We start from the raw sequence: 19,542 nt of genomic DNA, 5'->3' as shown, positions 1-19,542 counted from the left end.
TCCCCCTATTTAGCGTCTAGCTTTTGTTTTAGCTTCTCAAGAGCCTTCTGTGCGGCTTGTTGTTCAGCTTCCTTCTTAGATCGGCCTTTTCCAATGCCTAATTCATCGTCATTTAAACTCACTCGGGAAATAAACTGCCGGTTATGGGCAGGCCCGCTTTCTTCAAGGATGCTGTATTCAATCATCCCTGCACTGCCCCGTTGGACCAGCTCTTGTAACTGACTCTTATAATCCATCACATGAGAAAAAGCACCGACGTTAATTTTTGGATAGACAACTTTTTCAAGGATTGAAATCACTGTTTCTAACCCTTGATCCAAATATACCGCTCCGATAAACGCCTCGAAGACATCTGCGAGTAATGCTGGTCTTTCCCGACCGCCCGTCATTTCTTCACCTTTACCAAGTAAGATGAGTTCACCGAAATTCATTTCAATCGAGAACTTAACCAGGGAAGGCTCACATACTATGGCTGCCCTTAATTTCGTAAGTTCACCCTCACTCATCATTGGATACTTCTTGAAAAGAAATTGAGAAACCGTTAATTCCAAAACGGCATCCCCAAGAAATTCTAAGCGTTCGTTGTCTTCATAAGGCTTACGACGATGCTCATTCACATAGGATGAATGAGTAAAAGCTTGTTTAAGTAGTTTTTCATCATTAAATTGAATTCCGATTTCATCCTGAAACGTTTTAAACTTACTATCATTTTTATGTCTGGATATTCCTTTGTTTCTACTTTGCTTCCGCATAAGGCACTCCACCTTGCTCTAAATGTTCTCTTTTTTCTACTTATCAAGTTTATGCTAAAAAAAGCAATTACGCAAAAGTTTCTTGCGCATGTCAGAACACAAATAAACTTGGTAGAAGTGAGACCTCTACCAAGTTTTAAATGGTTTTGAATGAAAGATCAGCATGTGCTTATCTTTTAATTCAATCTAACGATTAAGCTTTTGCTTTTATGTAGTTCACAGCATCACCTACTGTGCCGATTTTTTCAGCATCATCGTCAGAGATTTCCATGTCAAATTCATCTTCAAGTTCCATAACCAGCTCAACTACATCAAGGGAGTCAGCTCCTAGATCTTCTTTGAAAGAAGCTTCAAGAGTTACTTGAGATTCATCTACACCTAGACGATCTACGATAATTTTTGTTACACGATCTAATACTTCTGCCATATTTGTCACCTCCCCTCAAGTATTATAGAGCATTTTGACCTCTAATGAAAAGAGTATCCACGAAAACAATTGATAAATTATTATTTTTTGCCGTTACATGACCATTCCACCATCGATATGGAGAGTTTGCCCAGTCATATAAGAAGCAGATTCAGATGCAACGAACGTTACCACCTTCGCTATATCCCGAGGATCACCAAAGCGGCTTAAAGGGATTTGCTTTAACATTTCATTACTTACATCTTCCGGAAGCTGAGCCGTCATATCCGTGGAAATGAAACCCGGAGCGATTGCATTCACCGTGATGCCTCGGGGTGCCAATTCTTTGGCTGTTGTTTTCGTTAATCCGATCACACCAGATTTAGCTGCCACATAGTTTGCCTGTCCAGGGTTTCCACTCACACCGACAATCGAAGAAATATTGATGATTCGACCGCTTCTTTGCTTCATCATTTGGCGTGTAACGGCCTTGGTGCATAGGAAAACACCTTTAAGATTGATGTTGATGACATCATCCCATTCAGCTTCTTTCATTCTCATTAATAAATTATCCTTCGTGATTCCAGCATTATTAACAAGAATATCCACTGAACCGAATTGGCCAATCGTTTCCTTCACCATTGCTTGAACAGCATCACTATCTGATACATTACATTGTACGGCAATGGCTTCCCGGCCTAAACCTTTAATCTCATCGACGACTTCATTAGCCTTCGCTTCACTACCAGAATAGTTGACGGCTACATTACAGCCTTCACGGGCAAGCTCAAGGGCAATCTCCCTTCCGATACCCCGGGACGCTCCCGTTACAAGGGCAACCTTTCCTTCTAAATTCATTTCGCTTCCTCCTTTAAGGCTTGGATGGTTTGTTCCAAGGATGCTTCATCTTGAACAGCATACGTTTTCACCCGTCTATTCACTTTCTTCACTAAACCTGAGAGTACTTTACCAGGTCCAACTTCAATGAACGTATCCACATCTAATTCAAGCAATTTCTCAACAGAATCTTCCCATTGAACAGGTGAGTATAATTGTTCGATTAATAAACGCTTGATTTCTTCACGATTGGTCACAGGTTCTGCCGTCACATTCGCAATGACCGGTACAGCTGCATCTTCAATCGTAATTGAATCCAAAATGGAAACAAACTGATCTGCAGCAGGTTTCATTAATTGAGAATGGAATGGACCACTCACTTGAAGTGGAATGACCCTCTTCGCTCCAGCATCTTTAGCTTTCTCTGAAGCAAGTTCCACCCCTTTCACCGTACCTGAAATCACAATTTGACCAGGACAATTTAAGTTTGCCAGCCCTACTGGATGTCCCTCTTTCGTTACAAGATCGGTAATCTCTTTTAGTGGCTCTCTTGACATGCCCAGAACAGCAGCCATCGTGCCTTCTCCACTTGGAACCGCTTCTTCCATGAATTCCCCTCTTTTACGAACAGCATACACCGCATCTTCAAAGCGGAGGGCACCCGCAGCCACCAGGGCGGAATATTCACCTAAACTATGTCCGGCCGTATAATCTGCTGTAATACCTTCTGATTTTAAACGATCTAGAATCGCGATGCTCGTTGTTAATAAAGCTGGCTGTGCATTTGTTGTTTGAGTAAGCTCTTCTTGCGGTCCATCAAATATAACACTTGTTAATTCCGATTCCAATCTTTCATCCGCTTTAGTGAAATACGCTTGTACTTCAGGGTATTTGTCAGCTAATTCTTTTCCCATCCCGACAGTTTGAGAACCTTGTCCAGGAAAAATGAACGCAATTTTACTCATGTTATTCTTCACTCCCTTTGATAGCATCCTTAATGGTATTGGAGACATTGTGTTTCACCATTTCCCTGGCTTGTCTCATGGCATTATATAGGGCAACTTCATTCGAGGAGCCATGGGCTTTAATCACCGGTGCCTTCAGACCAAATAAGCCCGCGCCTCCATACTCTGTATAATCAAGCATATTTTTCATTTGCTTTAAATCATTTTTCACTAATCCTGCAGCCAATTTATTTTTTGTGGACGCTGTAAACGTCTTTTTAAGCATAGAGAAAACAGAAAGAGCCGTTCCCTCAATCGTCTTCAACACCATGTTGCCGGTGAACCCATCGGTTACGACGACATCCGCAGGACCTTCAAGTAAGTCCCTGGACTCTACATTTCCAATAAAATGAATAGGAGCGTCCTTCAATAATTGGAACGTCTTCTTGGTTAACTCATTCCCTTTTTTATCTTCGGTCCCGATGTTTAATAAGCCTATGCGAGGATTTTTGATACCTCTTACTTTCTCGGCATATATGCTCCCCATGATGGCATATTGAAACAGATGTTCAGGCTTGGCATCTACATTTGCACCTAAATCGAGCATAAGAAACCCCTTACCATCCAATGTTGGAAGAGTAGGTGCCAAGGCAGGCCGTTCAATTCCATCAATTCTGCCTACAATGAACAATCCAGCTGTCATAAGGGCACCTGTATTGCCTGCTGAAATACACGCATCCGCTTCTCCATTTTTGACCGCTTGTGCCATCAGAACCATCGATGCATTCTTTTTGCGTTTGACGGCTCTTACAGGTTCGTCTGTCGCCTCGATCACTTCATCCGTATGAACGATTGTCAATCGATCACCTGGTGTGATGTACTGTTTGATTTGCTTTTCATCTCCGTATAAGACCACTTCTATATCATTAAATTCACTTAATGCCCGTTTTACACCCAGAACTATTTCTTTAGGAGCATGATCTCCGCCCATTGCATCTACGGCTAACTTCATCTACGCTTCATCCTTTGCAGATTTTTTAGAGCGATACATCTCAAATTCACCTGTGAAAACGAGTTCGCCACCGACTACACTTTGAACTTCTACAGTTGTTCGATCCTTTTGATCTTTCATATGTATCACTTTCGCTTTCGCAACAACACGCTCACCTTCCCTTACAGGTCGGGTAAATCGGATCGTTGACTTGGCTGTTAACGCTAAATCATCATTAATTACGGCAACAGCAAGAGAGTTCGCTTGAGCAAATAAATGGTGCCCCCTTGCTATCCCATTCCGAACGAAAACATGCTCTTGTTTCACATCAAAAATGGAAATCGCACTCTGATCTAACTCTATATCAATAATTTCTCCAATGATCTCTTCAATAGGTAATGATTTCACTTCATCTTCAAATGATTTCTCTGCGACATATTTAATCCGTTCACGAAGTTCAGGAATCGATAATTCCATACGATCCAACCTGATCGTCTGCACACTTACTCGAAAACGCTCCGCTAATTCTTCATCTGTTATGAAAGGATTTTCCTTTATCGTGTCTGTAAGGTTTCCCTGTCTTTCTTTCTTTGAAAGTCTCAATATCAACACCGTCCAGTATTAGTACTAGGTACTAATAGTAGTATATAATCAAAAAAAGCAGATTGCAAGAAATAATCTCACAATCTGCCTGTCTAGTCTAGCTTTTCACCCTCTAATATCCCCGACCCGGATAAATACTCCCTGAGCGGTTCATATTCGGGATCCTTCCAAAAATGATCGGATTGAATCAAGCCTGCAGCATCATCTCTCGCAACTTCCAACGCACGATAGTCATGCACCATATCTGCCACTTTAAACTCAGGAAGCCCACTCTGCTTTCTTCCAAAGAAATCCCCTGGACCCCTTAGCTCAAGGTCTTTTTCACTCAAAACAAATCCATCATTGGTTTCCGTCATGATCTTCATTCGTTCTTTTCCAACCTCGGTTTTCGGTTCGGCAAGAAGAATGCAATAGGATTGATGTTCGCCACGTCCAACCCTTCCCCTTAATTGATGAAGCTGAGACAACCCAAAGCGCTCGGCATCATATATCATCATGAAAGTAGCGTTTGGAACATTCACACCAACTTCGACAACCGTGGTGGATACAAGTACTTGAAGACGATTTGCACTAAATTCCCTCATCACTTCATCCTTTTCATCGGGGTGAAGCCTTCCATGCATCAATCCGACGTTGTAACGTCCTTCAAAGTAGTGCAGCAGTTGATTGTATACATCTATCGCATTTTGAACATCCAGTTTGTCCGACTCTTCAATCAGCGGACATATCACATAGGCCTGCCTGCCTTGATCTAACTCCTTGTCCATAAACGAAAGCACCCTTGATAGCATATCCGCCTTAGCCCAATAAGTTTCAATCGCCTTTCTTCCTGCTGGCATTTGATCGATTATACTTACATCCATTTCACCAAACACCGTAATGGCCAGAGTCCGTGGAATCGGAGTCGCTGTCATAAATAATACATCAGGACTTTCCCCTTTTTCCCTGAGCACACGTCTTTGATTCACCCCAAAGCGATGCTGCTCATCGGTTACAACGAGTCCGAGATGCTTAAATTGAACATCCTCCTGAATAAGTGCATGTGTTCCAATAAGAATATCAATTTCTCCGTCTTTTAGTTTTTCTAATAAAAGCCGTCTTCTTTTTCCTTTTACCGAGCTTGTTAACAGGGCAACAGAAAGGCCCACAGGTTCTAACAATTCACTCAGGGAGTTTGCGTGCTGTTCTGCCAGTATTTCTGTAGGAACCATTAAAGCCCCTTGATATCCTGCGGTTACACTGGAGTATAAGGCAATTGCCGATACGACCGTCTTCCCGGAACCAACGTCACCCTGTAAAAGGCGGTTCATGCGATAAGGGGACTTCATATCTGCTGAAATTTCGTTCACAACGCGCTTTTGTGCATCAGTTAAAGGGAACGGCAAAGAATCAATAAACGCTTTGACCTTATCTAGATCATAATGCTGCTGCATGCCAGACGAATGTTCTCTTTCAAATTTTCTAAGCGCCTGCATTTTCAGTTGAAACAACAAGAACTCTTCATACACAAATCGTCTTCTTGCCTGCTTCATGTCTTCAGTGGAATCTGGAAAGTGAAGATGATAAAGAGCATCATTTCGACTTGCCAGCTTATATTTCTCCAATAGATGATGAGGCAGGTTCTCCGTCAGCAAATAACTGTAGTCCTGAAAAGCCTTTTTAATGAATTTTCTAAGTGTGTTGTTTTTAATAGACCCTTTTAAAGAATAAACAGGTTCAAAGTCCCCCTGTTTCCCATGGGGTCCCGACTGAAAATACTGAACCGTTATGATTTGCCTGTTCTTATCCCATTTCCCTGTCACCGTCACCGTATCGTGAAGGTTTATCGTCTTCTTTAAATACGGCTGATTAAAAAACACGGCCTGCACTAAATTTCTACCGATCAATATTCGTAGGGTCAAACGGGATTTTTTTCTCCCATAATACACTAATGCAGGCTCTGAATGGACCTTCCCTTCCACTGTGACACGCTCATCATGGGCGACTTCCTCCAAGTCTCGAAGCCTGTAATCCTCGTACCTGTAAGGCAGGTATTCTAACAAATCCAGAACAGAATAAATCCCCATTGCATTCAGCTGTACAGCTGTTTCTTCACCAATCCCCTTGATGTCCTGGATCGTTAGTTCTTCATTATGAGTCTTCACGTTTATTCAGGGAAACCCCAAAGATTTTCGCTTCAAGCTCCCTGCCTGTAGGGGTGGCAGCCAATCCACCTTGAGCCGTTTCACGGAGAGCCACCGGCATTGTTTGACCGATTTTGTACATGGCGTCAATCACTTCATCACATGGAATACGACTTGTTATGCCTGCAAGGGCCATATCCGCTGCAACCATGGCATTGGCCGCTCCCATGGCATTCCGCTTCACACAGGGTACCTCAACGAGTCCCGCAACCGGGTCACAAACAAGACCTAACATATTCTTTAAGGTAATCGCCATGGCCTCAGCGGATTGACTTGGTGTTCCTCCTGCCATTTCAACGATCGCTGCTGCAGCCATTCCACTGGCAGATCCAACCTCAGCCTGACATCCACCCGCTGCACCTGAGATGGAAGCGTTATTCGCTACAACAAACCCAAACGCTCCAGATGCAAATAAGAAGCGGATCATTTCATCTTTTGTAGGATTCAGCTTATTTTTAACAGCGAACAATGTTCCCGGAACAACTCCAGCAGACCCTGCAGTTGGCGTCGCACAAATCGTACCCATTGCAGCATTCACTTCATTGGTCGCTACCGCTTTACTTACTGCGTCAAGGATGGTGTCCCCGCAAAGTGAGCGGCCTTTCTCAATATATTTTTGTAAAAGTACAGCATCCCCGCCTGTTAAACCTGAATGTGATTTCACACCTTCCAGCCCTCTGGCTACAGCCTGTTCCATCACTTCAAGGTTTCTCTCCATTTGACTGTATACTTCTTCAAAGGTTTTGCCTGTAAATTCTATTTCCTGTTCGATCATAATATCTGAGATTTTCTTATTTTGACTTTCAGCAAGTTCAACTAACTCTGCTACATTTCGAAACATTTAAATGACCTCCTCGCCTGAATGTAAACGCTATCATTATAGTAATTGACTAATCGGATATCCGGGTAACTTGAGTAATATTGGGCAGTGACGTCAGTTCATTTATGACAGCTTCATCAATCGGCTGATCAACTTCAATTGTCATCAATGCCATCTGACCCTTTTCTTTACGCGAAACATCCATATGCCCGATATTCAATTGATGTTTGGCAATGATATTGGATACAGATGCAATCGCCCCAAATCGGTCGTCATGAACGACCAGTATAGCAGGATGATGGCCTGACAGTTTGAGCTCGAATCCGTTAAGTTCGATAATTTCAACTTTACCTCCACCGATGGAGATACCCACTAATTCGATTTCCCCTTGATCATCCCCCATCCGGATACGAGCCGTATTCGGATGATCCGTGATGGCATCTTCCTCTTGAAACTTAACCTTTATTCCTTTTTGCTTTGCTACATTGATTGATTCGATAATTCGTTCATCATATGTATCATAATCAAGGATTCCACCTACAATGGCTACGTCTGTTCCATGACCCTTATACGTTTTTGCAAATGATCCATAAAAGGATATCGTCGCCCATTTCGGTTCCCTGCGAAACAGGTTTCTTGCCATTCTTCCTATTCTGGCAGCACCAGCCGTATGGGAGCTTGATGGACCAATCATAACAGGGCCGATAATATCAAATACACTTTTGTATTTCATGACTTTTCCCCCTCACTTAACATCCAAACTATACAACCATTCTAACATAATTGAAGGGGACAAACTCAATTTAGAGCTGCCCCCTTCCTTTATTCCTTATTCAACTGAGAATATATAGGAGTAAAGTGGTTGTTTACCATTATGAACTTCCACTTCTACATCTTCATAATGCTCTTCTACATACTCTTTTAATGAATGTACGTCCTCATCTGTTACATCTTCACCATATAGTATGGTTAAAATTTCGGAGTCTTCATCCAGCATTTTCTCTAATAAGCTTTGCGCCGACTTTTGACGGTCATGATCAGAAATAACAATCTTACCTTCTGCGATTCCCATGAAGTCATCTTTCGCAATCGCAACACCATCAATATTCGTATCTCTTACAGCGAACGTGATTTGACCCGTTTTGACCTGCTTTGAAGCTTCAGTCATGAACTGCTTATTGTCTTCAACAGAGGCTGATGGATTAAAGGCAAGTAATGCAGCCATACCTTGAGGTACTGTCTTCGTTGGTACAACAGCTACTTCCATTTCAAGAACTTCTGCCGCTTGATCTGCTGCCATAATAATGTTTTTATTATTTGGCATGATTATGACTTTCTTCGCATTCACTTCTTCAACAGCTTTCACGATATCCTCCGTACTTGGATTCATCGTTTGACCACCTTCGATCACAGCGGTAGCGCCGATGCTTTTGAACAGCTCGGAAATCCCTTCACCCATCGCAACCGTTACTATGGCAAAGTCAACTTCTTTTGGGGCAGCAGGAGCTTGCGCTTTCACTGGCTTTGTTTCACCAACGATGCTACTGTGCTGCTGTCTCATGTTCTCGATCTTGATATTGATGAGACTTCCGTATTTATGACCATACGTCAATACATCACCCGGTTGTTCAGAATGGATATGTACCTTAGCTAATTCATCGTCACTTATGACAAGCAGGGAATCACCGAATCCACTTAAATCCTGACGGAAATCTTCTTCATCAAATGATTGTTTGTCTTGTTCAAATCTGACCATGAATTCAGTGCAATAGCCAAATTCAATATCCTCCGTACTCATGAAATCTTGAGCTGTTTTATGGTGCTCAGCACTCACTAGATCATTCATGGACGGTAATGAAGCATGATTTGAAACCTTTTCTCCCTTTAGCTCAGCTAAAAATCCTTCATAAACGAATAGTAGTCCTTGACCACCACTATCAACCACTCCCACTTCCTTTAGAACAGGAAGTAAATCAGGTGTACGATTTAACGAAGCCTGAGCCTCATCGACGATTGCCTGCATTAGCTTCACGAAATCATTTTCTGTTTCAGCTACAGAAACACCTTTTCTGGCAGCATCTTTCGCAACCGTTAGAATCGTTCCTTCAACAGGTTTCATAACCGCTTTATAAGCCGTTTCCACACCTGTTTGAAGTGCATTGGCAAATTCTGCACTTGATAAGGATTCTTTCCCTTCAATCGCTTTACCAAAGCCTCTGAACAATTGGGATAAGATAACACCTGAGTTACCTCTTGCTCCCATCAATAACCCTTTTGAAAGAGCAGCAGCCACATTTCCAATATGGCCTTGAATATGGTTTTGAACTTCCTTCGCACCAGAAGTCATGGATAAATTCATATTTGTTCCAGTATCACCATCAGGAACAGGAAAAACGTTCAGCGCGTCAACCAGCTGAGCATGCGCAGATAATTGGGTGGCACCTTGTATCACCATTTCAGCAAAACGTTTTCCTTCCAAAGATGTAATCGACACGAATCTTCCTCCTCACTACGGGTTCGTGACACGAACCCCCTGCACAAAAATATTTACTGAATCTACCGCCAAGCCGACGGTCTTATCAAGAGTATATTTAACCTTGGATTGTACATTATGAGCAATCTCAGAAATTTTTGTACCATAACTCACAATAATATACATATCAATATGTACTTCCTCTTCATCTTGACGAACGATCACTCCGCGAGTGAAATTTTCCTTACGTAAGATATCTGTGAAACCGTCTTTAATTTGGTTCTTTGAAGCCATTCCAACAATTCCGTAGCAATCCACCGCTGCACCTCCAGCAATCATTGCAATGACATCATTCGTAATATCAATTTGTCCGTACTGCGTTTTCAATTCGATGGACATGGAATGTTTTCCCCCTTTAATTACATGCTTGGCTAAAAACATTTTACTATAAGTATGCTGTTTTTGAAAGCTAAACTATTATCTCAAGCGTTATTTGTTGGGTATACCCTCTATTTTTTCCTTATTATTCAAAGATTAATCATTTGCGTTCTAAGAGTAAAGGAATCTATTGGTGCATGAATGAAAAAAGACGCCTAAATTAGGCGCCTTCTCATTTTAAGTATTATACGCGTTCTACTTTACCAGATTTCAACGCTCTTGCAGAAACCCATACTTTCTTAGGCTTTCCGTCTACAAGAATTCGAACTTTTTGCAGGTTTGCACCCCAAGTACGCTTGTTCGCATTCATTGCGTGAGAGCGAGCGTTACCTGAGCTAGCTTTACGGCCTGTTACTACGCATTGTTTTGCCATAATATATTCCCTCCTCACTAACAAGAAGCTGAAGTTAATTTCAGTTCCACATTTCGCTTATTATCATAAAGATACTTTAATAATTTATCACACAACTTTCTATAATGCAATACTACAATTAAAACCTTTCAAGAAAAAATACTTTACACCAAGAAAAGCGGAGGCGGCTTGGTCAGAGGCGACAAGAATAAGACGAACTAATCGGAAACTAAATTTAACAAAAAAAAGAAGATGGCATTCAAGCCACCTCCAACAAACCATTTATTCTTTTTTAAACGTTCCTAACATCGCCCTCACAAGTCCACCCAAGAATTTTGGTAATTTGATTGTATAAAAGCGCATTTTTAGTCCCTCCCCACAATCTAAAGAACATAATGTTTCGCTTGACAACAGTTTAGTCTATTCAAGCAGTCTCAGTTAAGTACGTCTTCTTTTCTACCTGGTTTTTAGAAGCTTTAATCACTGCTTCTTATCACCATTAATATGCCATTTGAAAAGGAAAAAGTACCAGATGATTGTATAAGTTCATTACTAATACATAGTGTGGAACCTCTTGAAATATTCCGGTTTTTTAATGGATATTTAAAGCCTGAGAGGGTGATCCCTTCGACACTTTGAGTTACCGGAACGAAGGAAATATACTGTAATTCCGGGCTTTTTCCAACTGAATGTTCTCCAGATTTGGCTAGGTATAATCGATTTTGCACGTCTATGATTTCTACTTCAATATCCTTATCTAAAAGCTTCGGAGTCATTAATAATTGAAGGTTACCCATGAAATGATCAAGCCGTCCACCGGTCGCACCAAAAATGTTGATTTTGTCAGGATTCTGATTAATCGCCCAGTTCAAGGCAAGCTCCAAATCCGTTTCATCCTTTTCAGGCTTATAGCGATTGACTTCCTGGACTTTTTCTTGAATCAGATCCCATTCTTCATCGGTAACTGAATCAAAATCCCCAAAAGCTACCCATGGTTCTATGGATTGCTCCAACAGTGTATAAACTCCACGGTCCACCCCTATCCACTTCACTAATTCCCCGTCGTATACCTTCAATTCAGGGATGTATCTTTCTGGACCAGCTGCAACTATATTGATGATCATTATCTCCACTCCTTTTCTACAAAAATGGACTGACCCCAAAGGATCAGCCCTGTCGTCTCTTATACTAGAGAACTCTTTAATTCTTCAATTGCCGCCCCTCGATCGCTGCGGTTGTAGATGGCAGAACCCGCTACAAACACATCAGCCCCTGCTTCAGCACAAATGGCTGCTGTTTCAGGGTTAATGCCTCCATCAACTTCTATTTCAAGTTCAGGGTTTACTTCATTCGCCCATTCACGAATTTGTTTGATCTTCGGAACGACAGATGGAATAAACGATTGTCCACCAAATCCAGGATTCACTGTCATTAACAGAACCATATCGACATCCGGCAAAATCGGCTTGATCATTTCTGCCGAAGTCCCAGGATTTAGGACGACTCCCGCTTTTACACCTTTGCTTTTGATCATCTGAATCGTTCTGTGCAAATGGGGATCTGCTTCTACATGGACAGTAATATAGTCAGCTCCCGAATCTGCAAAGGCTTCAATATATTGACCTGGATTTTCAATCATAAGATGAACATCCAGTGGTAACGTTGTTAACGGACGAATCGCTTTCACGATCATTGGGCCCAATGTGATGTTCGGAACGAAGTGACCATCCATCACATCCACATGGATATAGTCGGCTCCCCCTTTTTCAACATCTTTAATTTCATTCCCTAACTCTGCAAAATTTGCAGACAGAATGGAAGGTGCGATTTTCATGTTTAGTACCTCGGCTTTCTATCTTTTATTTCTTTGTGGAACGTTAAATAGTGATCATAACGGTAAGTGGGGATTTCGCCTGCTTCTACGGCAGCTTTCACGGCACATTTCGGCTCATTGATATGGAGGCAGCCCCTAAATTTACAGTCCTCAGAAACTTCAACCATTTCAGGGAAGCATTTTGGCAGCTCTTCTATTTCAAGCTCTGAAAACTCCAATGAACTAAACCCGGGGGTATCCGCTACTAACCCATCTTCAATATCAATCAGTTCCACGTGACGAGTCGTATGTTTCCCCCGACCTAAGTGGGATGAGATCATAGCCGTCTTTAATTCAAGTTCAGGTTTCAAGGCATTCAGCAAAGACGATTTCCCTACTCCGGACTGCCCGGCAAAGACAGAGATTTTATCACGTAAATACGGAGTTAATTCCTCTACACCATGCTCGGTTTTTGAAGACGTCATCAGGACTTCATAACCGAATGAGCGGTAATCCTTCACATATCGTTCAATCTTTTTTGTTTGATCAGATGTAAGTAAGTCCATCTTGGTTACACAAATAAGCGGTTCTATTTCTTTACTCTCTACCAACACAAGAAAGCGGTCAAGTAAAGCCGGGCTGAAATCCGGTTCGCTTGCAGAGAAGACAAGTATCGCTTGATCAACATTGGCAATCGGGGGACGTACTAACTCATTCTTACGGTCATAGACCTTCAGAATGTATCCATCCGTTTTGTTCTCCGCTTGAAATTCAACATAGTCGCCCACCAGGGGTGTTATTTTATTTATTCGGAAATTACCTCTACCCCGACATTGTGTAACGCTTCCTTCTGAAAGCACATAGTAAAATCCACTCAATGCTTTAACGATTTTTCCTTCAAGCATTCGAAACCTCCTATTCAAAATGTTTATAAAAATAAATGAGTCATCTATATTATGTATCATGGTTCTTTATCATTATAAATGAAAACAAGAGGACTGTCCCGTCAGGTTCATTAAAAACCCGGGTACAGCCCTTTGGCAATTGTCATTTATTCTTCTTTAGGATACTCGACAGTACCTGTTTTATACTCTTTTTCATCAACAAGAATACGATACTTACCATCGGTTCCTTCTAATGTGAACTTCATCGTAATGGTCGTATCTTCATAAATTGTGATGAGTTCGTCACTTTCTTCGATCTTCTTATTCTTGTCCTCTATAAATATATCCACGACTTGTGGCTCACCATTGTCCTTGGTGTAAGGTATCAGCTCTTCCAGAGTAACCTCTTTGGTCGGTACTTCCTTTGGTGGCTCAGGACCCTTAGACATGATAACGTAAACATCCTCACCCTTACTAATAGGAGTACTCGCAACCGGCTTATGAGAAATCACCCTACCTTCTTCAACCTCATCAGAAAATTCTTCACTCTGTACAATGATATTTATCCCATTCGAAGCTTCATATTTATCAAGTGCAGTTTGATCAAATCCTTCCAAGCTTTCCAAATCAAACTTCTCAGTTCCCTTGCTCACTGTGAATGTAATTGTCGTTTCTTCTGCCACGACCTCTACTCCAGGTGACGGATCCTGGTCTAGGATGATTCCTGCAGGTTCGGCTTCATCGAACTCTTCTTCTTTCTCTACTGTGAATCCTTTTTCTGCAAGTTCAGAGGATACATCCTCAAATTCCCTGCCCACAAAATCCTCTATATCTATTTTCTCTTTACCTGTACTGACATAGATGTCAATGGCAGAGCCCTCATTCGCCATTCGACCGGCCTTAGGACTTGTCTTGATCACTTCCCCTTCAGGAATAGTGTCACTTGATTGTTCCTTTGTTTCACCTACTACAAATGATTCCGATACAATGGTTGAAACAGCTTCAGTTGTATTCATGCCCGTCACATCTGGCACCTGAATTTCTTTTGGCCCAAGTAATTCAGGAACGAAAGTAATAGCAGCAACCCCTAAAAGAATCAGCAAAAAGAACAAACTGATAATGAATATCGGCCACTTCTTTTTACCTTTTTTCTTAGGATCCACCTTCTTGTTTTTCTTCTTGCCTTTCTTCTTACCATCTTGAACAGGAGCGGTCGGCTTCGTTTGCAGTTTGTCGGTGTCCGCTTGATGGTGGACAATCGTATCATCAAGATTCGAATACGCATTCTGATCCGTAATGACCGGGATGGCCTTTGTAGCCTCATCATCCAGGGGAACGGCAAATTTAGGTTCATTCATCCGATCGGGGTCCAGGGCTGACATCAAGGCGTCATCCATATCCTCGAGGCTTTCATATCGTCTGAATGGATCTTTAGCCGTTGCCTTTAATACGATATTCTCAACACTTTGAGGAATATCAGGATTCCATCTTCTTAGAGAAGGAGTTTCGGATTGCAAATGCTTTAATGCGATTGAAACCGCAGATTCCCCAGAAAAAGGCAGTCTCCCCGTTAACAATTCAAACATGACGATTCCCAGTGAATAGATATCTGATTTTTTCGTAGCCATGCCGCCCCTCGCCTGTTCAGGAGAAAGGTAGTGGACCGATCCTAGGACTGAATTGGTCTGGGTGATTGAAGTGGCACTAAGAGCCATCGCGATCCCGAAATCCGTTAACTTCACATTTCCTTCTTCATCCAGAAGGATGTTATGGGGTTTAATATCACGGTGTACAATATGATTCTGATGAGCATGAGACATAGCTAAAGTTAACTGCTTCATAATATCGATCGCTTTGTCTACATGAACAGGTGAATGTTGCTGTATGTATTGCTTTAAGGTCATGCCATGGACATATTCCATGACAATATAGTATAGATCATCTTCTTCTCCTACATCGTATATACTCACAATGTTCGGATGAGTCAAGCTGGTAGCAGATTGAGCTTCCCGTTGGAATCGTTTAATGAATTCCTCTTCATTGGCAAAATCGATCCGGAGCATTTTTATAGCCACTTCACGATCCAAAATCACATCGTGAGCTAAATAAACGTTGGCCATTCCTCCGCCACCGATTAGTTTAATGATTCTGTAACGCCCACTGATGCGCTTTCCTTCCATCATGTTATCACCCGCTTTCCGTTTCAGCGGCAAACTCTACAATTACTACGGTAATATTATCTTCACCGCCATATTCATTAGCTAAATGAACAAGCGACTCTCCTTTATTCTCAAGGGAGTGGTCCTGAACCAATATCTCTTTCATTTCTTTTTGGGAGACTTTATTAGAAAGACCGTCTGAACACAATAAAATAACGTCTTCTTCTTCAAACATTATCGTTTTAATATCCATCGTAATTGAAGCTTCTGTGCCTATCGCTCTAAGTATCACATTTTTCCTTGGATGATGCTCTGCATCTTCTTTTGAAATTTCACCGCTTCTGACTAATTCATTTACAAGTGTATGGTCTTCTGTTAACTGATGAAAACCATTTTCATTCAGAATATAACCTCTGCTGTCACCAATATTGACAATGGTTGCAAACAAGGAGGTGCAAATGGCTCCAACGAGAGTCGTCCCCATTCCTTCACACTCCGAATTGGATTGAGAATAAGTATATACTTCTTTGTTTACTTCGTTAATAGTTGATTTTAACCAATTTTCGGCTTCATCAGCGGTGTGAAATTTCTCTGTTTTCTCCCATAAATCCTTTAAGATGGAAATGGTAAGCTCGCTGGCAACGTCTCCAGCTCTGTGGCCACCCATTCCATCTGCTACAACAGCTAAATGATCGCCATGATGATTCACAAATACGCCGGCACAATCTTCATTTAGTTGACGCACTTTCCCTTTGTCCGTAAAATAAACAGTTTTCACTTAGGTCACCTCGTCTCTTCTTCTGCACCTGTTTCAAGTAGCTCCTTATACTCATAGTCGGGTGCATCTTTAGTTCAAAAAAATGAATTCACTTCGATTATCTTTGTTAAATACGTTCAGCTTGCCCTTCGTTCTGAATGGGGGGCTGAATAGGTTGATAATGAAAAGAGCGAATATATTACAGCTTTTATCATTTTTGATGAAATAAACATATGATTACAAAGTAATGGATAATCAAAGATTCTTTAAGGGCTGTTGTACTTTTACGACTTTTATGGTGAATTTTCCTGCTTTACTTCGACATTTTGATCAATTTCGACTCATTTTTTTCTAAAGCACGATATAAAGAACCCATCCCCGCCAAAATCCTGCGGAAATACTTGTAGTTGGTTTTCTTTAATAAACGGTGTGATGGAATCCGGAAGATCCACTAATGGTTGAGGCTCAAATTCTGGATGATCACTTAAGAAAGCCGACACAGTGCCTTCATTCTCATTTTGGTCCACAGTACATGTGCTATAAACTAATAGTCCATCTTTTTTTAACAATGGTGCAACGGCTGATAGGATGTCCAGCTGAATCTTTTGTAGTGACAGAAGATCCGATTCTTTTTTAGCATATTTTATATCCGGTTTTCTTCTTAATACACCTAATCCAGAACATGGGGCATCCACCAGAATGCGATCGAAGCTTTCTTTTTCAAACTTCTCTCCTGCTTTTCGACTATCAAGTGTTGCCGTCTTTACGTTGTTCAATCCAAGACGAGTGGCATTTTCATCGATTAATTTGACCTTATGCTTATGTAGGTCCAATGCATGGACTTCTCCGGTCCCTGACAGTTTTTCGGCTATGTGAGTCGTTTTCCCCCCTGGTGCTGCGCATGCATCCAACACTTTCATCCCGTTTTCTAGCTTTAATGCATAGGAGACAAGCATGGAACTTTCATCCTGGATGGTGAATTGTCCGTTACGATATTCATCCGTCTTTGCCAGATTCCCTCGAAGTGACTGGATCGCTTCCGGCACAATCGGGCTTTCTTTCACTTCATTTCCGTTGTTCGTCAAGAGTTGGATAAGCTCTTCTCGAGTGATTTTGGTTGTATTCACCCGTGCCGTTTGTTTAGGTGCGGTTAAATTGGTTTCACACATTTCTTTCGTTTTCTCCAGGCCAAATTGCTCTTCCCATCTCTTCACAAGCCAATAAGGATGACTCGTTTCGATTGCCACCCGCTCGATTGGATCTTTAATGGTGTCAAGGGAAGGAAGCCCTTTCCTTTGGACTGAACGCAAGACCCCATTGACCAATCCTGAAATGCCTTTATGTCCTCTTTTCTTAGCAATTTCTACAGCTTCATAGAAAACAGCACGGTCAGGAATTCGATCTAAGTACACAAGCTGATAGAGGGATAAACGCAATAGATGACGAACCCACTCATCCAGCTTCCCCTTAAGAAATGGAGCTAAATAGAAATCCAACGTCATTTTTCGTTGAATGGTTCCATATGTCAGCTCCGTTAATAGTCCAATATCCTTACTTGGCAGCTGATTTTTTTCAATCACAGAATTGAGTAATAAATTACTATACGATTGATTTTTTTCCACCGCTTCAATGACATCAAGTGCTGCTTCACGGACGGTTTTATTTTGTTTACTCATTATTTTCTCCTAACATCATTCCTGCTTTTAAGTGAGAACCTGCTCCACGCAGATAATCCTTTGCACTCATTCTCTTTTTCCCGGAAGGCTGTAAATCGGTTATTTTCATTCCCACTGAATTCCCTGTTGAAACAACGAATCCATCCTCTTCAATCTTCACGATTTCGCCAGGTGCAGCAGAAGTTCCGCCGACTTTTTCTCCCCACCAAACTTTGATCACAGAATTTTCTAATGTGGTGTAAGCAACCGGCCAAGGGTGAAGTCCTCTAATATGATTGTAGATTTCTTCTCCACTTTTCTTCCAGTCAATTTTTTCTTGTTCGCGTTTGATGTTTCGTGCAAACGTCGCTTTTGAATCATCCTGCTTGACCGGGGTGATGTCCCCCGCCAATAATTTGGGCACCGTTTCAATGAGTAAGGCTGCACCTGCAACGCTTAATTTATCGTGAAGGGTCCCGACATGGTCACGCTCTTCAATATCCACTTCCACTTGACTGATAATGTCCCCAGCATCAAGCTTTTCGACCATATACATGATGGTGATGCCCGTTTTCTCTTTTCCTTGAAGAATGGAATAATGAATGGGTGCTCCCCCTCTAAGTTCAGGAAGTAAAGAGGCGTGAACATTGATGCATCCATACTGAGGGGCTTCCAGTAATACGTTGGGAAGAATTTGTCCGAAAGCGGCCGTTACGATAAGGTCAGGTTCTAATGCAAGCACTTTGTTTAACTCATCTTCATCCTTTATTTTCTCTGGTTGATACACTGGTATCCCGTTCTTTTCAGCTGCTACTTTTACAGGTGGAGGCGTGAGGATCCTTTTTCTCCCCACTGGGCGATCGGGCTGTGTCACGACCGCAATCACATCATAGTTTTCGTCTAATAGAGATTGAAGAACAGGAACGGAGAAGTCAGGCGTTCCCATAAAAATTACTTTCGTCATTAAGCTTCATACCCTTCTAATTCTTCTTCTGTCACATATTTTTCTACCTTTGAGGTAAATAGAACACCGTGAAGATGATCAATTTCGTGTTGAATCGCTCTGGCTAAAAAGTCTTGGGCTTGAAATTCAATCATTCTTCCTTTTCGGTCAAACGTTCTGACCCTGATGGAATAGGGACGGGTCACTTCCCCATATAACCCCGGGAAGCTCAGGCACCCTTCAAGATCGGTTTGAGATCCGTCTGCCTCGACGATTTCCGGATTGATTAGCTCGATCGTACCAGTATCATCCCCGATATCCACCACTGCTACTTGAAGGTCGATTCCTACTTGAGGAGCTGCGAGGCCGACACCATCCGCTTCAAGCATTGTGTCATACATATTTGCCAATAATTTTTTTAATTTTTTATCAAATGCCGTTACCTTCTCACATTCTTTTTCTAAGATTGGATCAGGGTGCATTACAATTGGAAGTATTGCCATAAGTCTCCTCCATTTTTCCGTAAAAATAT

Annotated in this window: 21 protein-coding genes; all 21 read right to left on the bottom strand. The window is 41.8% G+C overall.

From position 1 onward, the window contains the following. Positions 1–5: 5 nt before the first annotated feature. A complete protein-coding gene (gene rnc / locus ACIFOD_RS09850) occupies positions 6–752 on the bottom strand; it encodes a ribonuclease III (protein ID WP_113968249.1) in 747 nt (248 codons plus the stop codon). A gap of 193 nt (positions 753–945) precedes the next feature. Further along, positions 946–1,179, bottom strand: a complete 234-nt coding sequence (gene acpP, locus ACIFOD_RS09845) for an acyl carrier protein (protein ID WP_113968250.1) — start codon at positions 1,177–1,179, stop codon at positions 946–948. Positions 1,180–1,272: 93 nt separating this feature from the next. Continuing rightward, a complete protein-coding gene (fabG, locus tag ACIFOD_RS09840) occupies positions 1,273–2,016 on the bottom strand; it encodes a 3-oxoacyl-[acyl-carrier-protein] reductase (RefSeq protein WP_430314461.1) in 744 nt (247 codons plus the stop codon). Continuing rightward, positions 2,013–2,960 carry an ACP S-malonyltransferase gene (gene fabD / locus ACIFOD_RS09835; protein WP_430314460.1) on the bottom strand — a complete coding sequence of 316 codons (948 nt, stop codon included), beginning with the start codon at positions 2,958–2,960 and terminating at the stop codon, positions 2,013–2,015. Before fabD ends, fabG begins: the two co-directional genes overlap by 4 nt. Position 2,961: 1 nt before the next feature. Next, positions 2,962–3,951: a phosphate acyltransferase PlsX gene (plsX, locus tag ACIFOD_RS09830; RefSeq protein WP_430314459.1), complete on the bottom strand. Its 990-nt coding sequence runs from the start codon at positions 3,949–3,951 to the stop codon at positions 2,962–2,964. Next, entirely contained in the window at positions 3,952–4,533 is a 582-nt protein-coding gene (fapR, locus tag ACIFOD_RS09825; RefSeq protein WP_113968254.1) for a transcription factor FapR, read from the bottom strand. 92 nt (positions 4,534–4,625) lie between these two features. Continuing rightward, positions 4,626–6,677, bottom strand: coding sequence for an ATP-dependent DNA helicase RecG (gene recG, locus ACIFOD_RS09820; RefSeq protein ID WP_430314458.1), 2,052 nt, complete (start codon positions 6,675–6,677; stop codon positions 4,626–4,628). Further along, complete coding sequence (sdaAA, locus tag ACIFOD_RS09815; RefSeq protein WP_113968256.1) at positions 6,664–7,557, bottom strand: L-serine ammonia-lyase, iron-sulfur-dependent, subunit alpha; 894 nt, start codon at positions 7,555–7,557, stop codon at positions 6,664–6,666. Before sdaAA ends, recG begins: the two co-directional genes overlap by 14 nt. Before the next feature lie 49 nt (positions 7,558–7,606). Further along, positions 7,607–8,269 (bottom strand): L-serine ammonia-lyase, iron-sulfur-dependent subunit beta, encoded by a 663-nt coding sequence (gene sdaAB / locus ACIFOD_RS09810; protein ID WP_113968257.1) that lies wholly within the window; start codon positions 8,267–8,269, stop codon positions 7,607–7,609. A 96-nt stretch (positions 8,270–8,365) separates the two neighbouring features. After that, positions 8,366–10,030, bottom strand: a complete 1,665-nt coding sequence (locus tag ACIFOD_RS09805; RefSeq protein WP_430314457.1) for a DAK2 domain-containing protein — start codon at positions 10,028–10,030, stop codon at positions 8,366–8,368. Between the two features lie 15 nt (positions 10,031–10,045). Beyond that, entirely contained in the window at positions 10,046–10,408 is a 363-nt protein-coding gene (locus ACIFOD_RS09800) for an Asp23/Gls24 family envelope stress response protein (protein ID WP_034755738.1), read from the bottom strand. Between the two features lie 223 nt (positions 10,409–10,631). After that, positions 10,632–10,820 (bottom strand): 50S ribosomal protein L28, encoded by a 189-nt coding sequence (gene rpmB / locus ACIFOD_RS09795; RefSeq protein ID WP_034755741.1) that lies wholly within the window; start codon positions 10,818–10,820, stop codon positions 10,632–10,634. A gap of 261 nt (positions 10,821–11,081) precedes the next feature. Then, positions 11,082–11,162, bottom strand: a complete 81-nt coding sequence (gene spoVM / locus ACIFOD_RS09790; protein ID WP_032088878.1) for a stage V sporulation protein SpoVM — start codon at positions 11,160–11,162, stop codon at positions 11,082–11,084. A gap of 113 nt (positions 11,163–11,275) precedes the next feature. Then, the gene (locus ACIFOD_RS09785) at positions 11,276–11,923 is read right to left on the bottom strand and encodes a thiamine diphosphokinase (protein WP_430314456.1); all 648 of its coding nucleotides are present in this window, start codon (positions 11,921–11,923) and stop codon (positions 11,276–11,278) included. Between the two features lie 59 nt (positions 11,924–11,982). Then, positions 11,983–12,633, bottom strand: a complete 651-nt coding sequence (gene rpe / locus ACIFOD_RS09780) for a ribulose-phosphate 3-epimerase (protein ID WP_428973851.1) — start codon at positions 12,631–12,633, stop codon at positions 11,983–11,985. Positions 12,634–12,635: 2 nt separating this feature from the next. Further along, positions 12,636–13,517 (bottom strand): ribosome small subunit-dependent GTPase A, encoded by an 882-nt coding sequence (rsgA, locus tag ACIFOD_RS09775; protein WP_430314455.1) that lies wholly within the window; start codon positions 13,515–13,517, stop codon positions 12,636–12,638. Positions 13,518–13,663: 146 nt separating this feature from the next. Next, positions 13,664–15,679: a Stk1 family PASTA domain-containing Ser/Thr kinase gene (gene pknB, locus ACIFOD_RS09770; protein WP_430314454.1), complete on the bottom strand. Its 2,016-nt coding sequence runs from the start codon at positions 15,677–15,679 to the stop codon at positions 13,664–13,666. A gap of 4 nt (positions 15,680–15,683) precedes the next feature. Beyond that, positions 15,684–16,433: a Stp1/IreP family PP2C-type Ser/Thr phosphatase gene (locus ACIFOD_RS09765; RefSeq protein WP_113968263.1), complete on the bottom strand. Its 750-nt coding sequence runs from the start codon at positions 16,431–16,433 to the stop codon at positions 15,684–15,686. A gap of 320 nt (positions 16,434–16,753) precedes the next feature. Further along, positions 16,754–18,088 carry a 16S rRNA (cytosine(967)-C(5))-methyltransferase RsmB gene (gene rsmB / locus ACIFOD_RS09760; RefSeq protein ID WP_430314453.1) on the bottom strand — a complete coding sequence of 445 codons (1,335 nt, stop codon included), beginning with the start codon at positions 18,086–18,088 and terminating at the stop codon, positions 16,754–16,756. Further along, positions 18,081–19,031, bottom strand: a complete 951-nt coding sequence (fmt, locus tag ACIFOD_RS09755) for a methionyl-tRNA formyltransferase (RefSeq protein WP_430314452.1) — start codon at positions 19,029–19,031, stop codon at positions 18,081–18,083. Before fmt ends, rsmB begins: the two co-directional genes overlap by 8 nt. Continuing rightward, a complete protein-coding gene (def, locus tag ACIFOD_RS09750; protein WP_428973846.1) occupies positions 19,031–19,513 on the bottom strand; it encodes a peptide deformylase in 483 nt (160 codons plus the stop codon). The genes fmt and def overlap by 1 nt, the downstream gene beginning before the upstream one ends. Positions 19,514–19,542: the final 29 nt, after the last annotated feature.

This window comes from Rossellomorea sp. NRS-1567, from assembly GCF_050467885.1.
Classification (GTDB): Bacteria; Bacillota; Bacilli; order Bacillales; family Bacillaceae_B; genus Rossellomorea; species Rossellomorea aquimaris_C.
Note: the sequence above shows the minus strand (reverse complement) of the source record. Positions and strands in the feature narration are given on the sequence as shown.